Here is a 22,392-nt window from a genome sequence, read left to right as displayed (position 1 = left end):
ATAAGCCACAGGAGGGGTAGTGCATGTCTCAATCTCCGTTTCTAAATGATCCTCACGTTGAGATTTCGAAGCACATTGTTGCGGCAGTTTTGTCCCCGATAGAGGAAGTGAGGGCTATACACCTGCGTGCCGCGGAGCACCTGTCACAGCTTGCAAGAGACAGCGGCGTTATTCGACCGAAAGGTCACGGCTCTAAGCCGTGGTAACTTGGCAATTATACAGCCCCGAGGGGATGAGGTTGCGCATTGAACGGGAGTTAATACTAGACACCTTCAAATACTCTCTTTTTTGCCCGGCCAACAGTGTGCACAGTCGGCATAGCCGAACACCCGAGAAGGTTACCTGACATGGGCGATGCTCGGGCATGGGGTTTCTTCGATAGCGATGCGCCTTTCGATGAAGAAACGCGGGATCGACTTTTTGCCGAAGGCATTGTCAAGGCAACTTGGGAAAGCGCGCCAGACGGCTTAATTGAAATCGACAGCCCTAGTTGGCGGTTTTACACCGGTCAGAGTTACGACGATTGGAAAGGTTATGGATGGCTGACCGCAATCCACCCTGAAGATCGGATAGCGACGGTTACAAAATGGCGTAATACCGTTCAGGATCAGCAAGCGGTGAACGCAGAATACCGCCTTAAAGGTCAGGACGGAAACTACCGTTGGATGCACGTTTATGCCGTGCCACTGCGCGACGAGAACGGAAAGATCATAAAATGGTTCGGCGTCAATATTGATATTCATGACAGTAAAGCGAAGGGTATCCGGCCCTGACCCTGCGGGGGAACTCAGCCTTAAAAGTTACCGGTTTGAGAGCATCGTTGCCCGAAAATAGACATTTCGTGAGATCGCGGTGACGCCATTCGCTTGTCCGTGCGTTGCGCCGTCATGAGCAATCCGAACCATGACCGCTATGAATACCGCCCCATCACAAACCGGCCGGACTACGACTGGCCGGGTGGACGTCGCCTCGCTATCTATGTCGGCGTAAATTATGAGGTCTTTGACTTCGGTGGCGGTTTGGGGCCAAAGCTAGCGCCGTCTCAGACCGAACCTGACGTGATGAACTACGCATGGCGCGACTATGGCAATCGCGTGGGAGCATGGCGGCTTTTCGATCTCTTTGATCGGTTGAAGCTGCGGACCACCGCACTGCTCAACGCCGACGTGCTGGATCGTTGCCCCGGCTTGGCAGAAGCATGCCGTGATCGTGGCGACGAGATTGCGGCTCACGGCAGCAGCAATGCGAAGGCGCAGGGGAACATGTTCGGCCTGCGCGAGGATAGCTTGATCGCAGACGTCACAGAGAAGCTGGCAACGCTCGGTATACGACCGTCTGGCTGGTTGGGGCCCTGGATTTCAGAGAGTAAAAGCACGCCGGATCTGCTGGCCAAGAACGGCTATCGCTACATACTCGATTGGGCGCACGATGATCAGCCCACCCGACTATCGACCAAGCATGGCGGGCTTCTATCCGTTCCTTATTCTCAGGAAATCAACGACCTTCCCGCGATCATCGAGCGCCACCAAGAGGCAGAGACGTTTGCGGCAATGATTCGCGTGGGCGTGGAGCAACTGTTGTCCGAGTGCGACCGACGGCCGCTCGTCCTCGGTATCGCGCTCCATCCCTACATCATGGGGCAGGCACACCGCGTCCCGGCACTGGCCCGCGTCCTGACGGAACTTCGGGAAGCGGACGATCCCCGTATCTGGTGGACGACCGCCGGCGACATCGCCGGCCATGTCGAGGCGAATGGCCTCGCGGTCTGACCGCCTGTATCACACTAGCTGACGGAGCGTGCGTGGAGTGCTCGGACCTCGTCGGCAAAGTCAGGCACCGGGCCAGTCACGTCCGCATCCGGCACCACGTCGGTGATGCGCAGCAGGGCGATGCCGAGCGATGGCTTGCCCAGCTCCTGCATCCAGTGACTGAGCTGTGGCGTGGACGTCGCGTAGACGATACGGCCCAACCCGACGAGCCCATGCGCCGCTGCACACATCGCGCAATGTTCGCCGGAGGTGTAGACGACGGCGTGTCGCCGCGTCTCGGGCGACAGGTGTTCGGCCGCCCAGAGCGCGATCGCGAACTCGGGATGACGCGTGGCGTCGCCACCGCCCGTCCGGTTTCGGTCTTCGAACAATACGGTTCCGTCACGCGATACAAGGATCGAGCCGAATGGTTGGTCGCCCGCGTCGACCGCTTCTGTTGCCAGCTCAACGCACCGTTGCAGATGCCGTATATCCACGTTGTTCATTGAATTTCCTTAAGAAAACGGCCGTTACCGGGGGCGGTATACAGACGACCCAAGTCCGAGTTGGATCCGGCGACTGGGTCAGTACGACGCGCGGGAACTCTGTCCCCATCTCGAACGGTATGCCGGAGCAATGTGGAGCTGACCGTGACCGACTTATCCTGCCGCAGCTTCACGTCCTGCCCATGGACCGGAAACACTGGTCCATGATGGCTACGGACTTGAAGGGTCGCCAAGCCCTTCGTGTCGGTGTTCGCCTGCTGCGGTTCAAGATGTCTACCCAAGCGCTTGGCCGGATCGGGCTATGGGCTGTGCTATCGGCCCGAACGGTCCGTAGCGCGCTGCGTGACGATTTCGGCATCGCGGCGAGTTCGATTGCGCTTGCCGCTTTTCTGGCGATGATCCCGCTCGCCGGCGTTATTGCGGGCGTTTACGGCATGGTGGTTCCACCGACCGCCGTCGCTGACAACATGGACAAGATTGTCGCCATCCTGCCGGTCAGCGCGCGGCAATTGGTTGCCGCGAACCTGAACCGCGGACCCGCGGCTGAGCTTGATCGCCTTGTCCGAGATCGCGAGCCGTGCGCTGGCGCCGGCAACCAACGATCCGGGCACGGGGATCGAGGTCCTCAATGCTTTGCTGCGCGTGTTCCCGACGCTCCGGTCGAGCGCATCACGCCTCAATGACAAGGTCGAAACCTATCCGGTCCATATCGGCAGACCGACAATGGACGATATGCTGACGGACGCGTTCGGGCCGATCCTGCGCGAAGGCGTTCAGGAGATTGAAGTATCGCTGCGGCTGACCGCGACGCTGGCGGCGCTGCATGCGAACCTGACCAATGCCCAGGCGGAGATCGAACGCTGGGCGCACCGCCACGCAAAGCGGGTGACGACCACCATCACGGATCCTGACGACCTGACGGCGTTCAATACGGCTTACAGGAAGCTCTGGCGTGCTTGAGGCTGGGGCATAACCCTTGATTGCCGGGCAATCCCTTCGAAATACGGGGTCACCAACAGATGCGGCATTGCAAGGGCCGCGATGCCGGCAAATAGCGAACGCACGCCCGAAGGGTCCCATCGCAGCAGCAACCCGCCCACAATCGCCACCAGCGTCACGGCCGCGACGAGGACCGGAGCCGTGGTACGAAGGTACGCGGTGGTCGTGACGCACTGCAAGCGATCACGACGCTCTTTCGTCTGTGGCACCGCGTGCAGCACGAGGAATCCCACTGAAAACCCGACGAGCGGGGGTAGAACCAGAAGTGCCGTCGTTCCAACCAGGAGACGTCGATCGTGACGCGCCACGCCGATGATCGCGAGGCAGCCGGCGGTTATGCCACCGGCAACCGCCAGACTGCTGACCATGGTCGGCAGACTTGACGCTTGAACGCCGGCAGAATGGAGAATGCGGGTCAGGCTCGCCGCATGCAGCGTCGCAGGCGTGGCAACCAGGCTTATGCCGCGGGCCATCCTCTCGAACGGCCGGCTTGCCGGGGCATCCTCAAGGCCAAAATGGATTGCGGATGCCAGCAGGAATGCGGGAAGTGCGATCGCGGGATCGACGATCCACCACCAGAAACAGATCAACAACGCAGAGACGTACAGTGCCAGGAATATCGGGCGTCGCTGGTGCTCGATGATTTCGAGATCACTGGCGCCGTGCGCCATGCCGACGACGCCGACCGCGATGGCTGCGAACGCAAGCTGCACGGTGAGCGAGCACAATGATGCGATCAAAGCCGCCCCGAAAAGGAGGCCCCAGCCAAGGGCCGGGGCGCGTCGTGTCATGCCCGGTAGCCGCGTTCGTCGCCCTGATGCGCCAACGCCTTGTCGAGGTTGGCTGCCGCATAGAACGCATAGACGACCTTCGCGATGACATCCATTATCAGGAACGCCCAGACCGATGCGGGATCAGTGATCAGCTTTAGACCTTCCGGCCCGACCAGGAACACGATCGGATAGAGGAACCAGATCACGGTCAGGAAGATGAGGTTCTTGGCGTAAGCCGTGCCCAACGCGGCGCCACGACTGAGAGCCTGTGACCGCAATGGACCCCAGAGCAGATACAGGACGCCGAGAAACGCGACGCAGGACCATCCGTACCAAATCCATTTCGCCAGCGATGGGGCGGCAAGCGACGATATCAGGCCCGTGACGATCATCAGGACATCGAGGACGATGACCGATGTCAAATACCCGCCGACTTCACCTGTCTTGCCGTGCTCGTGGAACGCCAGCAGCACCAGCCCGGACAATAATATCGGCGTCGTTACCGACCAATCGACATAGCGTGCCAGATAGGTCGCCGAGCCGTCGCTGTTGATCAGCGTGCCGATCCCAAAGGCCATTGCGAGATACGCGGTTGCCGCGATGAACGGAACGCTGGCGTGCAGGAGCGTATGATGACCCGACGGACGCGTCTTCTTACCCGTCGCGTATATAGCCAGCGACGCGACCGACATCACGCTGAAGCCGATCAGAAAAGCGGTTTGATCCACGAGGGAGCCCCCTATCTTGAGGACGACCCGGCGTCGACCTTAAGCCCCTAACATCGCTCACATGTTTTGGGTCCTAGCTCGCGATAAGTTCATGAATGTGTCATGTTTGGCGGCGTCACAACAGACTGATGCTTATGCTTTCGGGAAGTGCACAGCCGTACGAAGCCCTGGCGCATTGTCACTCAGCGTCAGCGAGGCGGCATGAACGCGGGCAGCGACCCGCGCGATGCTGAGACCAAGGCCACTGCCTTCGGAATGACGGCTGGTGTCGAGCCGAGCGAAGCGCCCCCCACCAAAACGACTCGTGGTTATCCGGATCATCAACTGCCCTCAATCTTGTCAAAGCACGCTCGCGATCACACGCGCATTGCAGCCACAAAGGCCTGGAAGGCGGCAGTCGGTTGACGTCGGCTGGGATAGTAGAGGTGGTTCGGGGCTAGCGTGGGAGCCCAGCCGGCCAGCACTTCCACCAGCGTACCATCGGCCAGTTGCAGCGCGGCATGTGGCAGCGGCAGGCAAGTCACCCCCAGTCCTGCTACTGCAGAGTCGCGCATCACGTCGATATCGTTGGTGATGAACTCGCCGCGGACCGACCGTTCGATCGTCCGGCCATCGCGCTCGAACTCCCAGCGATGGACGACACCGGACGATGTGTACCGGTAACACAAGCACCGATGCGCAACGAGATCGTCGGGATCGAGCGGTGCGGGATGACCGGCGAGATAGGCCGGAGCGGCAACGAAGACGAGCGGCACCGGTGCGCTGATGCGGACCGATATCATGTCGGCCTGCAGCGTTTGCGCGTGCCGGACCCCGCAGTCGAAACGGTCCGCGACAATGTCGACGAACCCGTCGGCGACCACCAGTTCGATGGCGATGTCGGGATAGGCGCGCGCGAAGTCAGCCAGCCGCGGCAGGATGGCGTAGATCGCCGCGACGCGGTGCGCGCTGACCCGGATCCGCCCCGCCGGTCGTTCGCGGGCATTGTCGAGATCGGCCAGCGCGCCCGCGACCGAGGCGATCGCCGGCCTTAACCGCGCGAGCAGTTCCTCGCCGGCAGGCGTCGGCGCCAGCGACCGAGTAGTACGGTCGAGCAGCCGGACGCCCAGTTTTGTCTCAAGCGACCGCATCGCGTGGCTAAGCGCAGAGGCGGACAATCCAAGCCGCGTTGCCGCTCGCGCGAAGCTGCCAGCCTCCACGATCGTTTCGAACACCGCGAGACCGGACCAGAGATCACGATCCATTCCTGAACATCCTTCAGCAACCCATGCGCCGCACATGATCTAATCCTCGCGCCGTCCGGCGTCCATCTGGAGGCGACACAATGCAGGACGCCACCGTGACCCTCGACACCTATCGCCCGCTTGGCCGCTCCGGCCTTCTCGTCAGCCCGCTGGCGCTCGGCACGATGACCTTCGGCACGCCGCGATGGGGGCTGGACGAGAGCGGCAGCCGCGCGGTGTTCGATCGCTACACCGATCTGGGCGGCAATTTCATCGACACTGCCGACGTCTATGCAGGCGGGCGATCGGAAGAGATGGTAGGCAGTTTCGTCGCCGCACAATCGTCGCGCGACCGGCTGGTGATCGCGACGAAATCGGGGTTTGCAACCGGCCGCGGCTATCACGCAGGCGGCAACGGCGCGCGCCACATCCTGGCGTCCGTCGAAGGATCGCTCCGCCGCCTCCGGACGGACTTCATCGACCTGTACTGGGTGCATGTATGGGACGGCGTCACGCCGCCCGAGGAACTGCTGCGGACGATGACCGCGCTCGTCGCAGCGGGCAAGATCCGCTACTGGGGCATATCCAACACCCCGGCCTGGTACGTCGCCGAACTCGCGACGCTGGCGCGAGTCCAGGGCGATCCGGCGCCGATCGGCCTGCAATATTTCTATTCGCTGGTCGAACGCGGGGTCGAAGCCGAGCATCTGCCGCTTGCGCGATCGGCGGGCATGGGGCTCGTGCCCTGGAGCCCCCTCGCCTATGGCCTGCTCACCGGCAAATACGATCGAGCGACCGTCGACGCGAGTCCGAAGCGCGCGGGCGGCGTCCCCAACCAGGCCGGGCAGGACGACACTGCGCGGCCCGTCGACGACAAGCGGCTCGATGGCGACAATCCGTTCGGCGATACGCTGTTCACCGAGCGCAACTGGCAGATCCTCGACGAACTGAAGCGCGTCGCCGCGGAGATCGACGAGACGCCCGCGCGCGTCGCGCTGTCCTGGGTGGTTGGGCAGCCCGGCGTCGCATCGACGCTGATGGGCGTGAGCCGGGCGGAGCAGGTAACCGACAATGTCGCCGCGCTCGGCCTCACCCTGTCACCCGAGCACCGTGCCGCGCTCGATGCGGTGAGCGGTGGCAACCTGCCGTTTCTCTACGGCCTGTTCGCCCCTACCGTGCGCAACCAGGTCGTCTTCGGCGGCGGCGATGTCCGAAGCTGAAACGTCATCCTGAAGCCGCCGCCCGAGACGAAATCTACGCGTGGTCGGCTCCAATCGACAAACCCGGCGTTTGAAGGCGTCCGGCGTGCAGCAAGTTCGTTTGCTACACGCCGGCACGGGGGTAGTCATGCGGATCGGAATCATCGGGGCGGGAATGGCGGGCCTGTCCTGCGCGCAGGCGCTTCGCCATCAGGGTCACGATGTCATCGTGTTCGACAAGGGCCGCGGGCCGGGTGGCCGCATGTCGACCCGCCGCGTCGACACCCCGCTGGGTGGCGCCGCATTCGATCACGGCGCGCAATATCTGACGGCACGCGACCCCGCGTTCGTCGCGCAGGTCGAGCATTGGGCGCAAGACGGCCACGTCGCACGCTGGTCGCCCGCCGGCGCCGATGCGTGGGTCGGGACGCCGGCGATGACCGCGCCGATTCGGGCGATGGCGAACGACGGCGACGTCCGCTGGAACACGGCCATCGACACCCTGACCTATGACGGCGAATGGCGGATCGGCAACGAACGGTTCGACGCGGCGGTCGTCGCGGTGCCCGCCGAACAGGTCGCGCCCTTGGTCGCCGCCCACGATACCGCGCTGGCCGATGCAGCCCGTTCCGCGGTGTCCGATCCATGCTGGACCGTCATGGCAGCATTCGACGGCCCCGTGCCGATCAATCGCGATCGGCTCACGGATCTTGGCATCATCGGATCCGCCGTCCGCAACTCGGCCAAGCCAGCGCGGACCGGACCGGAGGCCTGGGTCCTCCAGGCTAGTGCCGATTGGTCGCGCGCGCATCTCGAAGACCCCCCGGACACGGTCCAACGCGCGCTTCTCGCGGCGTTCGCTGACCATATCGCCGCGGGGGCGCCTGCCGTCATCGCGACCAGCATCCATCGCTGGCGGTATGCGAAAGTCGACGCGTTGAACCACGGTGCGATCTGGAACGCGGATATCCGCCTAGGCGGCTGCGGCGACTGGCTCCTAGGACCGCGGATCGAGGCCGCTTGGCTCTCGGGGAAGGAACTCGCATCGCTAGTAGGATCGCCAAATTGGACTGTCTCCGAACAGAATTTCTGATCCTGAGACCCATAAGTCGCCATTCGAGTGCCCTTCCCGGCTCCCCAACGTCCGCCATTCGTTCAGCTTGAGACGGTGTCGGTTTCAGCACCTATCCGGTCTCCTTCCGGTGATCAGGATGCCTCGTCTCTGAGCGCGAATTGCGTGGTCGACCTGACGTTTCAAAGCCCTACAAGGACGGTGTCGACGCTCTGAGGTTTTGATGTCCGATCGCCTGCCGGTCCTACTCCAATACATCCTGCCTAAGCAGCGCCTCACCGCGCTGGCAGGCCGGGTCGCCAGAGCGCATGGGGGTGCGATGACAACCCAGCTGATCCGCTGGTTTGTTGGTAAATATTCCGTCGATATGAACGAAGCCGCGGATGCGGACATTCGGAGCTACAAGAGCTTCAACGAATTCTTCACCCGCCCCCTCAAAGCGGGGTTACGCCCAATCGCGGATGGGGACTTTGTCTGTCCAGTCGACGGCGCAATTAGCCAGTTCGGTTCGATTGATGACCATAACATACTACAAGCAAAGGGGCATCGGTTCACCACGACGCAGCTTGTTGGCGGCGACGCCGCACTGGCCAATCAGTTTCGCCACGGCAGCTTCGCAAACCTGTACCTGTCCCCCAAGGACTACCACCGCCTTCACATGCCATGCGATGGCAAGCTTACGCGCATGATCTACGTGCCGGGTAAGCTATTTTCAGTAAACCCTGTCACAGCACGCGGCGTACCGAACCTGTTTGCGCGCAACGAGCGAATAGTTTGCGTCTTTGAATCTGTAGAGCATGGCCTATTTGTCATGGTGCTGGTTGGCGCCACCATAGTTGGAAGCATGGCGACTGTGTGGCACGGTGTAGTCAATCCAAAGCGCACTAACAGGTCGTCGGAGTGGACATATACCGACCAGGACATCGTGCTAAAAAAGGGTGAGGAAATGGGCCGCTTCCTCCTTGGCTCAACGATCGTGATGTTGTGGAAGCGGGGCGCGATTGCGTTCAACGAAGACTGGGTGCCGGAACGGAATGTGCGCCTGGGCGAACTGATGGGGCAGCGCGCAACCTGAGCTTCTTGCGTCGTTGGCCTAGAGCGAAAGAGACCCACAATCTGACATTCGAGCAGCGCTATCAGCTTCCCAACTTCAGTCATTCGTTCATCTCCCCGACGGCCGTTACGTTGCAGGCATACCCCGAGCGACGGCACCCCCGCTTTCGCAAGGGTGATGGTGTTTCGGCTTTCTTAGTCGATCCGCAACTCGTTGCTCAGGACAGCAAGCGCTGTGTCGACTTCCGGCCAGACACATTAGTGGACCTCCGGGTACCTTGCTCTTTATCCGGCCATCATTACCTGTTCTGGGTGTTGGACGGTGTATTTGCTTGGCCGTTACTTTTACCATTGATCGACGACGAGATAGAAAATTCCTTTAGGAACGCGATGAATGCGACCGCGTTGACGAGGATGCCGCGTGCCTTCAGCCGCGCGACCGCCGCCAGTGCTTCGTCCTCGTCATCGATCGCGACAATAAGACCCATAAGCCGACGTTTGAGCGCCCGTTCCGCTTCCCAACTTCGGCCATTCGTTCACATGGGCAATCTTGCGATACAACGTCTCCGCGGGCGCAATTGAGGGCACTATCCGATGCTCTCATCAATCGAATACGACGACCTTGAAGGTAAGGTTATGAAAGCTTTGCGATGGGTACCCTGAACACTGGATCAGCGTTACTTCCAAGGCTGCGAGACAAAGCCAAGCCCGCTTGGAGAAGCTTTAAAGACACCGAGACCGCACGCTCTTCTGTTAGTCGCGACGATGGCCCGGCCAGGCTGAGTGCACCAACCAGAGTATCGCCGTGGCCCAGGACCGGAACTGACATCGAAGCGACGTGAGGCGTAGTGGCGCCGGACGTATACAGCGGGATGTCAGGTATTGCCGGCTTTACATCCGGCCAGTGTTCGAAGAGGCGCAAGAGTTGAGCACTGGCGGCGCCGTCCATCGGTCTCGACTGTCCGGGCTGTACGTCCAGTCTCAGCACGCTAGGTGAATTGACGCGGAACAGGCACATGCGTTCGTGTTCGCCGTGGCGAACGTAAAAGGTCGCGGTTTCCTGCGTCTCGACGGCAAGCTTAGCCAGAACAGGCTGAATGTGCCGTTCAAGGTCGATCGCGCCCTGATAGACGCTGTTGAGCCGGACGACCTCGCTACCAAGCTGGTAACGGCCGTCCGGCATTCTCACCAGCAGATTGAAGCGCTCGAGCGAGACCGCAAGCCGGAGAATAGTGCTCTTGATCAAGCCCGTGCGCTCGGAAAGAGCGACCAACCCTAACGCCTCGTCGCCGGGACGAAACGCAGTGAGCAGTTCGAGCGCACGCTCGACGGCTGCCACGCCTTCCACCGCGGGCCTGTCCTTCGTCACGGTCGCCACAATCGCCCCTTACATCGCCTGCAACCGCCTTAGACGAGTTCGGTCGTCAAATGGAATGCGATCAGACGCCTTCGCACTTCAGTCGGCGCAACGTCTCGTCCACCCAGGCGCGCGGGTTTTCGCCGCGGCGGATCTTCTCCATCTGCGCCGTCTCGGCCACATGCTTGACGGAGGCGGCGGCGTATACCGTCTCGGCGTCGTCGATCGCCACGCATACCAGGCCGTCGTCATCGCCCAGCACCAGGTCGCCCGGCATGATGACCATGCCCTCGATCGCGATCGGGACGTTCACCTCACCAGGACCATCCTTGTACGGCCCGCGGTGCGAGATGCCGGCTGCGAAGATCGGAAACTTGCCCTCGCGGATCGCGCTTGCGTCGCGGATTGCGCCGTAGATCACGATGCCAGCCAAGCCGCGATACTCTGCATGCGCGGTCATCAGTTCGCCGATCAACGCATTGGTCAGGTCGCCGCCAGCATCGACCACGATGACATCGCCGGGTTCGGCGATGTCGATCGCCTTGTGAAGCATCAGATTGTCGCCGGGACGCGCCTTCACGGTCACCGCCGGTCCGGCCAGGACACCGCCGCCATGCATCGGACGCAGGGACGCGCCGCCTGCGGCCATCCGGTTCATGGCATCGCTGACATTCGCGACGGGCAGCGTGGCAAACTTGGCCACCATATCCGCCGGAACCCGGCGCGTGAGGGGAAGGATGCGAAAACCGATCGCCATGCTGGATACTCCAAATAACGGGCGCGCCGGCCAGCGGCGGCGCCCGGGAAACGTTAGAACTGGAAGCGGAAACCGACTCGGAACAGGCGGCCGGACGTGTCGTAGAGGCCGGTATTGGTCGCCGTCGGAATGGTGCCGTCACCCGGCGCGTAGGGCGGGTCCTGGTTGAGCACGTTCTGCACGTTCAGATACAGTTCCGCGCCCTTAAGCCCTGCGGACTCGAGCTTGTAGCCGACCTGGAGATCCCAATAAGCCTGTGCCTTGATGTTCTGCAGGTCGACCGCGGTTGGCCCCTTGGTGTTGTCGTAGCGACCGGCACCAATGAAGCGGACCTGGTTGAAGACGTTGAAGCCGCCCTTGTAGAAATCCGCCTGCGCATTGAAGCGCCAGTGCGGGTTGGCGCTGATCCCAACTTCCCCGGACCGGTCGATCGACGGCGATCCCGGCGTCGTCGTGGCGAGCTTGCCAACATAGGAAACGACCGTTCGTAGCGACAAGGTGGCATCGGTATTCATCATCGACGCGAGCGGCACGCGGTAGCTCGTCTCGATATCGACGCCGTTCGTCTGCAGTTCGGACAGATTGATCGGGAAAGCCAGCAGCCCGGTCAGGTTGCCGCCTGCGTCACGCTGGATGAGCGAGCACGCCAGCTGGTTGCCTGCGAAGCACTGATCGACCGTTTGTTGCCCTGAAAGAGTGCCGATCGCGTCCTTGATCTTGATGTTGTAATAGTCCGCCGACACGCTGAGCCCCGGCACGAACGGTGGCTGCACCACCGCGCCCAGCGTCAGCGTATCCGCCTTCTCCGGCTGCAACGTGGTGTTGCCGCTGTTGGTCACGAAGATACCGGACAGACGCACGCTGTTCTTGAAGGGGTCGGTTACCGTAACGGTGTTGGTCCGGCCGCTAGTGAACAGCTCGCTCAGATTGGGCGCCCGGATATCGCGCGACCGGGTGCCGCGCAGGCGCAACGCGTCGAAGGGCGTCCAGCTCAAGCCCGTCTTCCACGTCGTCACGCCGCCACTGGTCGAATAGTCGGTGTACCGGACGGCGCCGTTGAACTCGACGCGCTTGGCGAACGGCAGATCCCTCAAGAGCGGAATGACGGTTTCGACATACCCCTCCTTCACGTCGTACTTGCCGGCCCAGGGCTGCGGGTTCGCAAACAGGAAAGCACCCGCCAGTGACAGCGCATCGACGCTCAGCGCGGCCGTCTCGCGCCGATATTCGCCGCCTGCGGCAAACGAGATGGGGCCGGCCCACCCCTCGAACAGGTCGCCAGACACGTTCAGCGCCGCGACGTCCTCCTTGAAGGTCGAGTCCGTCCGGCTGGTGCCGCGCGTGTAGGCAAGCGCCGCGGACGAAGGCGACCCCGCGCCGAACACGTTGAACGGCACGCAGCCATTGGTCGGCGCCGTCAACGTCGACCGGCAGACGATCTCGCCGGTGGCCGGGTTCACCACCGCATCGACTGCACGCGTAAAGTTGGCGGTGATTTCGTTGTTCAGGACGTCGGTTCGCTGCTTGGTGCGACCATGCTGGTAATAGCCGTTGAGCTTCAGCCCGCCGACCTTGCCGTTGAAGCCCGCGACGTAGCGATCGGTGTCGGTCTTGATCGCGACGTCGGTAAGGCCACCCTCACCCGAATAGCGCAGCATCGTCAGCGTCGAGACGTTAGGGTTGGCGGCCAGCAACCCGCGAACCTGTGCAGGCAGGAAGGCATTGTCGCGACGGATCGTGATCGGGTTGGTCGTCTGATGGCGATTGATCGAGGTCGAGTACCGCGTGTCGGTCGTGCCGTAGGACGCTTCGCCAAAGACCGAGAAATTGTCGGAGAGGTCATACTGCGCACGGCCGAAGAAGGCGGCGCGTTCGAGCGGACGGTTGATCTCCTGAAAATACGAGGAGTCGACGCCGTCGCCCCCGATCTGCTGGGTCGCGGTGGTGTACGAGCCGAAGCTGTACGGAGACACGGTACCACCCGGTCCGAACTGAAGCCCGCGGAATGCCGCGTTCTGCGTAGCGGTCCCGCCGTTGCCGGTAGTGATCAGGCCGCCATAGGTGCCGATCACACGTACGTCTTCGGCCGAGATCAGCGTCGGACCGCCGGCGGGGCCGTTGATCAGGTTTGATCCGCGGCGCGCCCAGTCGCGCTTGCCCTCAAGGATACCCTTGTTCTTGTAGTATTCGGCGCTGCCAATGAGGTGCAGCTTGTTGTCGGCCAGCGACACACCGCCGGTCAGGACGGCCCGCTGTTCGGCGTTGTCCCCCTCGTTCGAGATACCGGCGGAAACCTCGCCCTTCAGCCCCTCGTATTTGGTATCAAGAACGAAGTTCACCACGCCCGACACCGCGTCAGATCCATAGGCGGCAGACGCACCACCGGTAACGATGTCAACTCGCTGGATCAGTCCGGACGGTAGCAAATTGACGTCAACGGTGCCGAACTGGCTGGCGGCAACGAAGCGACGACCATCGAGCAACGTCAGCGTGCGGACCGCGCCAAGGTTGCGCAGGTTCAGGAAGGCTTGGCCCCCGCCCTGTGTACCCGACGCACGCTGAGGCCCGGTCGTCGCCGTCAACGCCGGGATGGTGCGCAGCGCATCCGCAAGCGTCGATGGCGCCGACTTTACCAGCTGGTCTGAACTGAGGACCGTGACCGGCTGCGGCGTCGTGAAGCCGCTGCGGCCGATGCGCGACCCTGTTACAATGATGTCCTGCACGTCCTGCGCAACAGCCGTAGTGGCTGGTACCGCCTCTGCTGCCCCATCACCCTGCGTCTGCACGGCTTCGGGAACGGTTTGTGGATCAGCCTGTGCCTCACCGGGCTGCGGCGCAGCGGCTGCGGCACGGTCTACCGGCACGGCCTGAGCGGTCGCCGACGAGCCTGCGAGGCATGCCGAAATGCTGGCACCGGCAAGCAATGCAGCGCGAGCGAGCACCGAGAAACGGAGGTCTTTCATCATCTTCTCCCTGCATGCCGCCCGTTTTCGGATCGGCGATTCTGCATGCCGTCACGCGGCAACCCCCTCTGGGTAGGACGCAACATTCTCGAACGCAATACCGTTTCGAAATGGCGTTCTATTTTGTTGATTTCGGTTAAAAGTTGGTTGATCAAAGGATGATTGACGCAGCAGACGTCACGAAATGCCTCTGGGAGAGTCGAGACCAATGACGCGTTCTATCCTCATACTGGGTCCGGATCTGGCGCCCGATGCGATGGCGCTGGCCAAGCGCCGCGACATTCGGCTGGTCCCGTCAAAGTCCTATCCCTCGTCCGACGAACTGATCGCCACGGCCAACGCCATCGGTGCTGCGGGTATCGTCGTGCGGATGGGCCGCGTGGGCGCAGACGTGATGGACGCGGTCCCCACGCTGAAGATCATTGCGAAACACGGCGTCGGCGTGGACGGCATAGACGTTGCCGCGGCCGAAGTTCGCGGGATACCCGTGGTTATCGCCGGGGGTGCGAATGCCCAATCGGTCGCAGAGCAGGCGCTGGCGCTCCTGTTCGGCGTCGCCCGGAGCACCGCCTGGCTGGATCGGCGGATCCGCACGGGGCATTGGGACAAGGCAAGTTATGCGGGCTACGAGCTGTCCGGCAAGGCAATCGGGTTGGTTGGCCTGGGCGCGATCGGACGAGCGTTCCTCAATCTGCTCACGCCGTTCCACATGACCGTTCGGCTCTACGATCCGTTCCTCCGCGACGACGACGTGCCCACTGGCGTCACACGTGTCACATCGGTCGACGATCTGTTGTCGACGAGCGACATCGTCAGCCTCCACTGCCCGCTTACATCGGACAATCGTGGCATGATCGATGCGGCAGCACTGGGTCGGATGAAGCGGACTGCCATTCTGATCAACACCGCCCGCGGCGAACTCGTGGATCAGGACGCGCTGGTCGATGCGCTGCGCGATCGCACGATCTTCGGGGCGGGACTCGACACCTTCTCACCCGAGCCACCACCTACCGACAGTCCGCTCTGGGCATTCGACACGTTGGTCGTCAGCCCGCATGTCGGCGCCAACACACACGAGGCGCGCTCGCGCGTCGGGGTCAGTGATGTGGAGCAAATTGCCGACTTTCTCGACAGCGGTCATCTCGATGCGCGCAACTGCGTGAACCGCGTTGCCGCCAGCGTGCAAACCGCCGCCTGAACTGCCTTACCGCGACGGTGCCCGCCACGAGGCACCGCGCATTTCACCGGAGAGCGACATGATCGACGTGAGCGAACTCGAGTCCCGCACGATGCGCAAGGTGACGTGGCGCCTGCTGCCATTCCTGATGCTGTGCTATCTGCTGGCCTTCATCGACCGGGCCAATGTCGGCATGGCCTCGCTGCAGATGAACGCGGATGTCGGCCTGTCGTCCTCGGTTTTCGGCTTTGGTGCGAGCCTGTTCTTCGTATCGTATTTCCTGATGGAAGTGCCCAGCAACCTGATGCTTCAGCGCTTTGGCGCGCGGATCTGGATAGCGCGGATTATGATCACCTGGGGCTTGGTGTCCGCATGCATGGCGCTCGTCTGGAACGCAGAGTCGTTTTACGTCATGCGCTTCCTGCTGGGCGCGGCAGAAGCGGGGTTCTTCCCCGGCGTCGTCCTCTACCTCACCTATTGGTTGCCGTCCGCGTATCGCGGCCGTGTCCTCGCGCTATTCGCGGTCGCAATTCCCCTCTCGAGTTTTATCGGCTCGCCCCTTTCCGGCCTGCTCCTGTCGATGGACGGGACCGCTGGTCTGCGCGGGTGGCAGTGGCTGTTTATCCTGGAAGGCATACCAACGATCCTGCTTGGTATCGCCTGCCTCCGCGTTCTGACTGATCGGCCGGAACAGGCACGCTGGCTTGCTGACGAAGAGCGCGAATGGCTCGTCGCCCGTCTTGCGCCTGCATCGGGCAGTGCGCTGGTGCACGGTTCGTCCTGGGCCCTTCTCAAGACTCCGGCATTCTGGGCTCTCGTCATCGCGTGCTCGGGCGCGTCGTCGGCAGGAAGCGTCCTGGGGGTGTGGCAGCCGCAACTGTTGAAGTCGTTCGGACTGACGAACTTCCAGACTGGACTGGTCAACGCCATCCCGTACGGCATCGCTGCCTGCATGATGATCCTTTGGGGCCGTCATTCAGACGCAACCAACGAGCGCCGCTGGCACACCGCATTGCCGCTGCTCCTGATCGCGGTCGGCGCGGTCGGCACGTTCATCGTCAGTGGACTGATCCCAATGGTGTTCCTGCTCAGCCTCGTGCTAATTGGTGCCTACTGCTTCAAAGGACCGTTCTGGAGCATGGCATCGGGCTGGCTATCGGCTGGCAACGCCGCGGCTGGGATCGCGGGGATCAACGCCATATCCAATCTCATCGGCGGTGGCCTGATGGTCAACGTCTATGGCCAGATCCATGACGCCACGCACAGCTACGTCCTGGCACTGATGCCTTTGGCGGGGCTCACGGTCCTAAGTGCGTTGGCGATCTTGTACGTTGGACGGCAGGCTAAGTCGGACGTGATTGTAGCGAGCACCGCCACATAGAAACGATATGCGGCGATCGCCAAGGCAATCTGCCAATAGGACGAACGGAAGGCATCCGCATGATCAACGACGGTTATGTTCAGCGGCCACGCGTGTTAGCCCTCCGGCAAGTTGCGCCTGACACAGTTCGCAAAATGCTCGAAAATCTACCTGGTCAGACGGACGCGGTCCTAATGTCGAGTTTCGGTATCAGCTATAATACATTCCGGAAGATAAAATCGGGAGAAGCTGTCGGGTGCTCAGTAGCTGATCGATTGGAAAGTCGATTGCGCTCGTGAACATGATGCTTAGCTGATTGATTAACACTTCACCTATCAGTATATGAATGAGGGGATTCGACCCATTCGCAGTCATTCACGCCCCCTTTTTGGATTCCGAACTTCTGCCGTTCGTTAATCTCAACTTGGATCTTGGTTCCGGTCCGAAGCTCATTTATCGAACGGAAGTATTTGCTATTGTACCCCTCTCCTACCCGCCGCCCCAAGGCGCGTTCGCCAATTCGCGGGCAAGATAATCGATGAGGACCTGGACCCGAAGTGGTCGCAGCGGGCTCGGCGGCATGACGAGGTGTAGCCCCAACGGGGTCACCGACCATTCCGGCATCGCCATCTTCAATTTGCCGTCGCGCAGTTCGCGCCAGACCAGGAACTCCGGCTGGATCGCAAGCCCCTGCCCCGCAACGAGCGCCGGATTAAGCAGATCGGCATTGTCCGTCCAGACACGCACCGGCGGTTCGATCGCCTCCTCCCCGAACGTCGGATGCGTGAAGCGCCACGCCCTCAACGCACCACCCGTATAGGCCAGCGCGCGATGCCGGCTCAGCTCGGCGGGGTGCGTCGGTATGCCGTGGCGGTCGAGATAGTCGGGCGACGCTACCAGTAGCAACCGGACCGTACAGAGCCGCCGCGACAGCAGCGAGGAGTCGTTCAGGCTTGCGATCCTGAGCGCCAGGTCGAACCCTTCCGATACCAGATCGACCTTCCGGTCACTCAGCGCGAAATCGACGGTGATCTCGGGATAGGCCTGCAAGAAGGCCGGCAGCACCGCACTGAGATACGCGATGCCGAACGACAGCGGTGCGCTGATCCGCACGCGTCCCCGGGGCACGGTGGATTGCTCGCCAGCCTCGTCCTCTACGGCCTCGCCCTCGCTAAGGATGCGCGATGCGCGCGCCAACGCGGCGCGGCCGGCATCGGTGAGCGCTACGCGCCGCGACGTTCGTGCAATCAGCGTCAGGCCCAGGCGCGCCTCAAGTCGCGCGATCGCCTTGGAGACGGTGGGATCGGACATGCCCATCTCGCGTGCTGCACGCGAGAAGGAGCCATGTTTGGCGACCGTGGCGAAGATCGCCCAGGCTTCGAGATCGGGAAGGCGCTTCGTCATTTTCGGCAAGATTGAAATGCCAATCTTACCGTTTCGTCAAGCCCAATCATGGCGCATCTTCAGGTCATCGGAGCGACAGCGCTCCCCAGGAGACCGAACATGATCGACCGTCGCCCCTTCGACAGACTTGGTGGTGCCAACCATGGCTGGCTCGATGCCAAGCATCACTTCTCGTTTGCGAGCTACTATGATTCAGCGCGGATGGGTTGGGGTGGGATTCGCGTGTGGAACGATGATACGATCGCGGCCGGAACCGGTTTCCCACCGCATCCGCACAACGATATGGAGATCATCACCTATGTCCGCGAGGGTGCGATCACGCATCAGGACTCGCTTGGCAATGTCGGCCGTACCGAGGCGGGCGATGTGCAGGTCATGAGTGCTGGGTCGGGCGTCCGCCACTCCGAATACAACAGGGAGCCGGGCACCACCCGCATCTTCCAGATCTGGATCGAACCGAAGACGCGGGGCGAAGCGCCGTCATGGGGTGCCAAGCCATTTCCCAAGGGCGACCGGTCGGGCCAGTTCGTCACGCTCGCCAGTGGCTTTGCAGACGATGGCGACGCCCTGCCGATCCGAACCGATGCCCGCATCGTCGCCGCCACGCTGAAGGCCGGCGAAACCGCCGAATATCCGCTCGGCGCCAACCGCCACGGCTACCTCGTGCCGGCGATTGGAACGATCGAGGTCAACGGCACCCGCCTGGAGGCGCGAGACGGCGCCGCCATCGCCGACGAGGCCGTGTTGCGCGTGACCGCCATCGAGGACGCAGAGATCGTCCTCGTCGACGCCGCCTGATTGTCACCTTCGACCCGTAGCGTGCCGCGTACTCAACCAAGCCTGAGGAGACCTCGAATGCCCTTCATCACGACCGCCGACGAGAGCGAAATCTTCTACAAGGACTGGGGCAACACGGATGCACCCGTCGTCATGTTCCACCACGGCTGGCCGCTCAGCTCGGACGACTGGGACGCGCAGATGATGTTCTTCGTCCAGAAGGGCTACCGTGTCATCGCGCATGATCGCCGCGGCCATGGTCGTTCGACACAGTCGGCGAATGGCCACGACATGGACACCTATGTCGCCGATGTCATCGCGCTGACCGACGCGCTCGATTTACGCGATGCCGTCCATATCGGTCACTCGACCGGCGGTGGCGAGGTCGCCCGTTATGTCGCACGCGCCAAGCCGGGCCGGGTCAAGAAGGCGGTGCTGGTCAGTGCGGTCGCGCCGATCATGGTCAGGACCGACGCCAACCCGCACGGCGTGCCGATGGACGTATTCGACATGGTGCGCGAGAAGACGGCCACGAACCGTCCGCAATTCTTTTACGACTTCACGCTGCCCTTCTTCGGGTACAACCGCGACGGCGCCGAGGTGAAGGAGGCGGTGCGGCTCAACTGGTGGCGCCAGGGCATGATGGGATCGGCGCTGGCCCATACGCTCGGCATCAAGGCCTTTTCCGAGACCGACTTCACCGACGACCTCAAGGCGATCGACGTGCCGGCGCTGGTCCTGCACGGCGAGGACGACCAGGTGGTTCCGTTCGCGACCACAGGCAAGATGTCGGCCGAAATCGTGAAGGGGGCCAAGCTCATCTCATACCCCGGCTTTCCCCACGGCATGCCGGTTACCAATGCCGATCGGATCAACGCCGATCTGCTCGCTTTCATCGAAGGCTGATCCCCGGTCAGGGCACGGAGCGATGGGGCGCTCCGTGTCCTTGCACGACACGTTTCACAAGGAGTTGCCGCGCTGCCCGACCGGGTCCTGATCTTCTACGGCTCCTATCGCTCCGACCGGCAGGGCATTCGCCTCGCGGAGTGGCTCGTCCGCGCCTTTGCCAAGCGCGGTGCATCGGCCGAGCTCATCGACGCCAGGGCGGTCGACCTCCCCATGCTCGACCGCATGTACAAGGAGCATCCGAGCGGCGAGGCGCCGCCCGCGCTGGAAGTACTCGCAGAAAAGATCAGGACGGCCGACGCCTTCGTCTTCGTGACCGGCGAATATAACTGGGGCGTGCAGCCCGGGCTCAAGAACCTTACCGACCATTTCCTCGAGGAATGGTACTGGCGACCCGCAGCGATCGTCAGCTATTCGGCCGGACGCTTCGCCGGTGCGCGTGCCGGTCTCGCATGGCACGGCATCCTGTCCGAGATGGGCATGGTGGTTGTGTCGAGCACGATCGCGGTGGGTGGGATCGGCCATGCCTTCGATGCGACCGGAGAACAGGCGGGCGACGGCGGTGCCGCTCTCACCCGCGCCTTCCCGCGCTTCGCCGACGATCTCGGCTGGTGGACACAGGCCGCCCGCGCCCAGCGCGAACGGCTCGACCCGCCCTATTGATCCGGCCGACGTCCGCGCGTCTTTATCGCGGCGCCGAGCAGCCTTATAACCGAGCAACCGGGCTCGTTCACCCCTTCGCTGCCGCTGCGGCCAGTTCCTCGAGGTCAAGATCGTGCTCGAGATCGTGGAGCGTCTCGTCATCGATGCGGCCGGCACGGTGCAGTCGAACCAGCTCGGCACGGCCGGCCGCGACCGCGGCGATGATGACGTCGAAATGGCTCGCGATCGCCACGTTGCGCTCCTCCACCGTACCGTCGAACGCATCCGCTGCCGTCGCCCGGGTGCGGTAGCGTCGCAGGAGCTGTGGGTGGATGACCGTCCCGTCGACCGCCACCGCCTCGCGTTCCACGAGCGCCAACTGCGCCTGGAACAGCATCATTTCGGCGGCGTGCAAATCGAGCGGTGATCGTGCGCTGCCGTCATCGTGCGGCCTTACGGCCCGGATGACCCAGCCGAGCGAGGTGCCCTGCACCAGGACAGTGACAAGGATCACGACAAAAGCGGTGACGAGCATCAGATCGCGCGCCGGCATCGTATCGGGCAGCGAGAGCGCAACCGCGAGCGTCACCACGCCGCGCATCCCGGCCCAGCTCATCACCACCGCCGCCCGAGTTCCGAGCGGTTGCTGTCGCGTCCACCGGATGCGGCGAAAAGCGGCGACGCCGGCATCGACGGCGAAGATCCACACGAACCGCGCGGCGACGACCGCGAGGACGATGAGCAGCACCGGCCGCGCCATCGTGTCTACGACCATGTCGAGCCCGCCGACCCGGTCCAGCAACCCCCGCAATGACAGGCCGATGAGCAGGAACACGGTGGCTTCGAGGAGGAACACCAGTACCTGCCAGAATGCCATCGCCCGGATGCGCACGCGGGCGGTGAAGACGACATGCTGATACCAGCCGCAGACGAGGCCCGCGGTGACGACGGCAATGACGCCGGACACGTGCAGCAGTTCACCCGCGATATAGGCGCTCCAGCAGACCAGCACGGTCGCTGCGATCATCAGCGTATCATCGCCAAGCCGGCGGAGCAGGATCACCCAGAGCCCGCCGATCGCTGCGCCCACCGCAATGCCGCCCGCCACCAGCACGAAAAACGTTCCGGTCGCAGCACCGATATGGAAGCTGCCGGTCAGCACCGCCGCCACCGCGAAACGGAACAGCACCAGACCCGCGGCATCATTCAGTAGGCTTTCGCCTTCGAGCAGCGTGGTCAGCCTGCGCGGAAGTTTCACCCGCTGCAACACGGCGCGGGCGGATACCGCGTCGGGCGGCGACAGGATCGCGCCCAGCGCGACGCAGGCGGCCCAGGGCAGCTGTGGCATCAGCAGCCTGGTCACGATCGCCACGACCGCCGTGGTGAAGAAGACGGCGCCGACCGCCAGCGAGAGAATGCCGGCCATGTGCCGCCGGAACGGTGCAACCGCGGTGAACCACGCGCCGTCCATCAGCAAGGGTGGGAGAAACAGGACAAGCACCAGCTCCGGATCGATCGCGATCCCTTGCACGCCCGGTACGAAGGCCACCGCGCCCCCGCCGACGATCAGCGCAGCTGCTGGTGGTAGCGACAGACGGCGAGCCAGATAGTGAAGCGCCAGTACTACCAGGAACATCAGGATGATCAGCTCGAAGTTCGCCGCTGGATGCACAAAGCCGCCCTTTCTCCTGCCCGTCCGATGGTCCTGCAATCTGTCCCGAACGCCGTCAATGCGATCGGGCAGCGTA

23 protein-coding genes are annotated in these 22,392 nt (G+C 62.7%); 12 read left to right on the top strand and 11 right to left on the bottom strand.

Annotated elements, in window-relative coordinates:
- Nucleotides 1-347 precede the first annotated feature (347 nt).
- Nucleotides 348-773 carry a PAS domain-containing protein gene (locus AC1ME3_RS19645; protein WP_480956085.1) on the top strand — a complete coding sequence of 142 codons (426 nt, stop codon included), beginning with the start codon at nt 348-350 and terminating at the stop codon, nt 771-773.
- A gap of 114 nt (nt 774-887) precedes the next feature.
- On the top strand, nt 888-1,769 hold the full coding sequence (locus tag AC1ME3_RS19640) for a polysaccharide deacetylase family protein (RefSeq protein WP_480956084.1): 882 nt from the start codon (nt 888-890) through the stop codon (nt 1,767-1,769).
- Nucleotides 1,770-1,783: 14 nt separating this feature from the next.
- Here AC1ME3_RS19640 and AC1ME3_RS19635 read toward each other — a convergent pair whose 3' ends face one another.
- A complete protein-coding gene (locus AC1ME3_RS19635; RefSeq protein ID WP_480956083.1) occupies nt 1,784-2,254 on the bottom strand; it encodes a nucleoside deaminase in 471 nt (156 codons plus the stop codon).
- A gap of 182 nt (nt 2,255-2,436) precedes the next feature.
- Between AC1ME3_RS19635 and AC1ME3_RS19630 the strand changes: the two genes are divergently transcribed.
- Nucleotides 2,437-2,937 carry a hypothetical protein gene (locus AC1ME3_RS19630; RefSeq protein ID WP_480956101.1) on the top strand — a complete coding sequence of 167 codons (501 nt, stop codon included), beginning with the start codon at nt 2,437-2,439 and terminating at the stop codon, nt 2,935-2,937.
- The gene (locus AC1ME3_RS19625; RefSeq protein ID WP_480956099.1) at nt 2,822-3,214 is read left to right on the top strand and encodes a DUF2254 family protein; all 393 of its coding nucleotides are present in this window, start codon (nt 2,822-2,824) and stop codon (nt 3,212-3,214) included. Before AC1ME3_RS19630 ends, AC1ME3_RS19625 begins: the two co-directional genes overlap by 116 nt.
- Here the strand turns inward: AC1ME3_RS19625 and AC1ME3_RS19620 are convergent.
- The 4 genes from AC1ME3_RS19620 to AC1ME3_RS19605 form a co-directional block, all read right to left on the bottom strand.
- Entirely contained in the window at nt 3,190-4,044 is an 855-nt protein-coding gene (locus tag AC1ME3_RS19620) for a Brp/Blh family beta-carotene 15,15'-dioxygenase (protein WP_480956082.1), read from the bottom strand. The genes AC1ME3_RS19625 and AC1ME3_RS19620 overlap by 25 nt on opposite strands.
- Complete coding sequence (locus AC1ME3_RS19615; RefSeq protein ID WP_480956081.1) at nt 4,041-4,754, bottom strand: bacteriorhodopsin; 714 nt, start codon at nt 4,752-4,754, stop codon at nt 4,041-4,043. Before AC1ME3_RS19615 ends, AC1ME3_RS19620 begins: the two co-directional genes overlap by 4 nt.
- Nucleotides 4,755-4,886: 132 nt before the next feature.
- Nucleotides 4,887-5,075 (bottom strand): hypothetical protein, encoded by a 189-nt coding sequence (locus AC1ME3_RS19610; RefSeq protein ID WP_480956080.1) that lies wholly within the window; start codon nt 5,073-5,075, stop codon nt 4,887-4,889.
- 35 nt (nt 5,076-5,110) lie between these two features.
- Nucleotides 5,111-5,998, bottom strand: a complete 888-nt coding sequence (locus AC1ME3_RS19605; protein ID WP_480956079.1) for a LysR family transcriptional regulator — start codon at nt 5,996-5,998, stop codon at nt 5,111-5,113.
- Nucleotides 5,999-6,093: 95 nt separating this feature from the next.
- On the opposite strand from AC1ME3_RS19605, the gene AC1ME3_RS19600 reads away from it, so the two are divergent.
- From AC1ME3_RS19600 to asd, 3 genes are all read left to right on the top strand, one after another.
- Nucleotides 6,094-7,197, top strand: coding sequence for an aldo/keto reductase (locus tag AC1ME3_RS19600; protein ID WP_480956098.1), 1,104 nt, complete (start codon nt 6,094-6,096; stop codon nt 7,195-7,197).
- A 127-nt stretch (nt 7,198-7,324) separates the two neighbouring features.
- Nucleotides 7,325-8,269, top strand: a complete 945-nt coding sequence (locus AC1ME3_RS19595; protein ID WP_480956078.1) for an NAD(P)/FAD-dependent oxidoreductase — start codon at nt 7,325-7,327, stop codon at nt 8,267-8,269.
- Nucleotides 8,270-8,471: 202 nt separating this feature from the next.
- Nucleotides 8,472-9,323: an archaetidylserine decarboxylase gene (gene asd, locus AC1ME3_RS19590; RefSeq protein WP_480956077.1), complete on the top strand. Its 852-nt coding sequence runs from the start codon at nt 8,472-8,474 to the stop codon at nt 9,321-9,323.
- A 277-nt stretch (nt 9,324-9,600) separates the two neighbouring features.
- Here the strand turns inward: asd and AC1ME3_RS19585 are convergent, their stop codons facing one another.
- The 4 genes from AC1ME3_RS19585 to AC1ME3_RS19570 form a co-directional block, all read right to left on the bottom strand.
- The gene (locus tag AC1ME3_RS19585) at nt 9,601-9,789 is read right to left on the bottom strand and encodes a hypothetical protein (protein ID WP_480956076.1); all 189 of its coding nucleotides are present in this window, start codon (nt 9,787-9,789) and stop codon (nt 9,601-9,603) included.
- A 146-nt stretch (nt 9,790-9,935) separates the two neighbouring features.
- Nucleotides 9,936-10,679: an IclR family transcriptional regulator gene (locus tag AC1ME3_RS19580; protein WP_480956075.1), complete on the bottom strand. Its 744-nt coding sequence runs from the start codon at nt 10,677-10,679 to the stop codon at nt 9,936-9,938.
- Nucleotides 10,680-10,740: 61 nt separating this feature from the next.
- Nucleotides 10,741-11,415 carry an RraA family protein gene (locus AC1ME3_RS19575; RefSeq protein ID WP_480956074.1) on the bottom strand — a complete coding sequence of 225 codons (675 nt, stop codon included), beginning with the start codon at nt 11,413-11,415 and terminating at the stop codon, nt 10,741-10,743.
- Nucleotides 11,416-11,468: 53 nt separating this feature from the next.
- On the bottom strand, nt 11,469-14,381 hold the full coding sequence (locus AC1ME3_RS19570; protein WP_480956073.1) for a TonB-dependent receptor domain-containing protein: 2,913 nt from the start codon (nt 14,379-14,381) through the stop codon (nt 11,469-11,471).
- A 205-nt stretch (nt 14,382-14,586) separates the two neighbouring features.
- Between AC1ME3_RS19570 and AC1ME3_RS19565 the strand changes: the two genes are divergently transcribed.
- Together AC1ME3_RS19565 and AC1ME3_RS19560 are read left to right on the top strand one after the other, a co-directional pair.
- A complete protein-coding gene (locus AC1ME3_RS19565; protein WP_480956072.1) occupies nt 14,587-15,576 on the top strand; it encodes a hydroxyacid dehydrogenase in 990 nt (329 codons plus the stop codon).
- A 58-nt stretch (nt 15,577-15,634) separates the two neighbouring features.
- Complete coding sequence (locus AC1ME3_RS19560; protein ID WP_480956071.1) at nt 15,635-16,936, top strand: MFS transporter; 1,302 nt, start codon at nt 15,635-15,637, stop codon at nt 16,934-16,936.
- A 468-nt stretch (nt 16,937-17,404) separates the two neighbouring features.
- Here the strand turns inward: AC1ME3_RS19560 and AC1ME3_RS19555 are convergent, their stop codons facing one another.
- Entirely contained in the window at nt 17,405-18,319 is a 915-nt protein-coding gene (locus AC1ME3_RS19555) for a LysR family transcriptional regulator (RefSeq protein ID WP_480956070.1), read from the bottom strand.
- Nucleotides 18,320-18,418: 99 nt separating this feature from the next.
- Between AC1ME3_RS19555 and AC1ME3_RS19550 the strand changes: the two genes are divergently transcribed.
- The 3 genes from AC1ME3_RS19550 (at nt 18,419) to AC1ME3_RS19540 (ending at nt 20,665) form a co-directional block, all read left to right on the top strand.
- Nucleotides 18,419-19,117, top strand: a complete 699-nt coding sequence (locus tag AC1ME3_RS19550; RefSeq protein ID WP_480956069.1) for a pirin family protein — start codon at nt 18,419-18,421, stop codon at nt 19,115-19,117.
- A gap of 57 nt (nt 19,118-19,174) precedes the next feature.
- Nucleotides 19,175-20,002 (top strand): alpha/beta fold hydrolase, encoded by an 828-nt coding sequence (locus tag AC1ME3_RS19545; protein WP_480956068.1) that lies wholly within the window; start codon nt 19,175-19,177, stop codon nt 20,000-20,002.
- Between the two features lie 72 nt (nt 20,003-20,074).
- Nucleotides 20,075-20,665: an NADPH-dependent FMN reductase gene (locus AC1ME3_RS19540; RefSeq protein WP_480956097.1), complete on the top strand. Its 591-nt coding sequence runs from the start codon at nt 20,075-20,077 to the stop codon at nt 20,663-20,665.
- A gap of 67 nt (nt 20,666-20,732) precedes the next feature.
- Here AC1ME3_RS19540 and AC1ME3_RS19535 read toward each other — a convergent pair whose 3' ends face one another.
- On the bottom strand, nt 20,733-22,316 hold the full coding sequence (locus tag AC1ME3_RS19535) for a Na+/H+ antiporter (RefSeq protein WP_480956096.1): 1,584 nt from the start codon (nt 22,314-22,316) through the stop codon (nt 20,733-20,735).
- Nucleotides 22,317-22,392 lie beyond the last annotated feature (76 nt).

The sequence above is a fragment of the Sphingomonas sp. BL2 genome, assembly GCF_056680015.1.
Note: the sequence above shows the minus strand (reverse complement) of the source record. Positions and strands in the feature narration are given on the sequence as shown.

Coding starts and splice junctions, on each gene's coding strand:
- AC1ME3_RS19645 (WP_480956085.1), top strand. CDS start 348: ATGGGCGATGCTCGGGCATGGGGTTTCTTCGATAGCGATGCGCCTTTC.
- AC1ME3_RS19640 (WP_480956084.1), top strand. CDS start 888: ATGAGCAATCCGAACCATGACCGCTATGAATACCGCCCCATCACAAAC.
- AC1ME3_RS19635 (WP_480956083.1), bottom strand. CDS start 2,254: ATGAACAACGTGGATATACGGCATCTGCAACGGTGCGTTGAGCTGGCA.
- AC1ME3_RS19630 (WP_480956101.1), top strand. CDS start 2,437: ATGGACCGGAAACACTGGTCCATGATGGCTACGGACTTGAAGGGTCGC.
- AC1ME3_RS19620 (WP_480956082.1), bottom strand. CDS start 4,044: ATGACACGACGCGCCCCGGCCCTTGGCTGGGGCCTCCTTTTCGGGGCG.
- AC1ME3_RS19610 (WP_480956080.1), bottom strand. CDS start 5,075: ATGATCCGGATAACCACGAGTCGTTTTGGTGGGGGGCGCTTCGCTCGG.
- AC1ME3_RS19605 (WP_480956079.1), bottom strand. CDS start 5,998: ATGGATCGTGATCTCTGGTCCGGTCTCGCGGTGTTCGAAACGATCGTG.
- AC1ME3_RS19595 (WP_480956078.1), top strand. CDS start 7,325: ATGCGGATCGGAATCATCGGGGCGGGAATGGCGGGCCTGTCCTGCGCG.
- asd (WP_480956077.1), top strand. CDS start 8,472: ATGTCCGATCGCCTGCCGGTCCTACTCCAATACATCCTGCCTAAGCAG.
- AC1ME3_RS19585 (WP_480956076.1), bottom strand. CDS start 9,789: ATGGGTCTTATTGTCGCGATCGATGACGAGGACGAAGCACTGGCGGCG.
- AC1ME3_RS19575 (WP_480956074.1), bottom strand. CDS start 11,415: ATGGCGATCGGTTTTCGCATCCTTCCCCTCACGCGCCGGGTTCCGGCG.
- AC1ME3_RS19570 (WP_480956073.1), bottom strand. CDS start 14,381: ATGATGAAAGACCTCCGTTTCTCGGTGCTCGCTCGCGCTGCATTGCTT.
- AC1ME3_RS19565 (WP_480956072.1), top strand. CDS start 14,587: ATGACGCGTTCTATCCTCATACTGGGTCCGGATCTGGCGCCCGATGCG.
- AC1ME3_RS19560 (WP_480956071.1), top strand. CDS start 15,635: ATGATCGACGTGAGCGAACTCGAGTCCCGCACGATGCGCAAGGTGACG.
- AC1ME3_RS19555 (WP_480956070.1), bottom strand. CDS start 18,319: ATGACGAAGCGCCTTCCCGATCTCGAAGCCTGGGCGATCTTCGCCACG.
- AC1ME3_RS19550 (WP_480956069.1), top strand. CDS start 18,419: ATGATCGACCGTCGCCCCTTCGACAGACTTGGTGGTGCCAACCATGGC.
- AC1ME3_RS19545 (WP_480956068.1), top strand. CDS start 19,175: ATGCCCTTCATCACGACCGCCGACGAGAGCGAAATCTTCTACAAGGAC.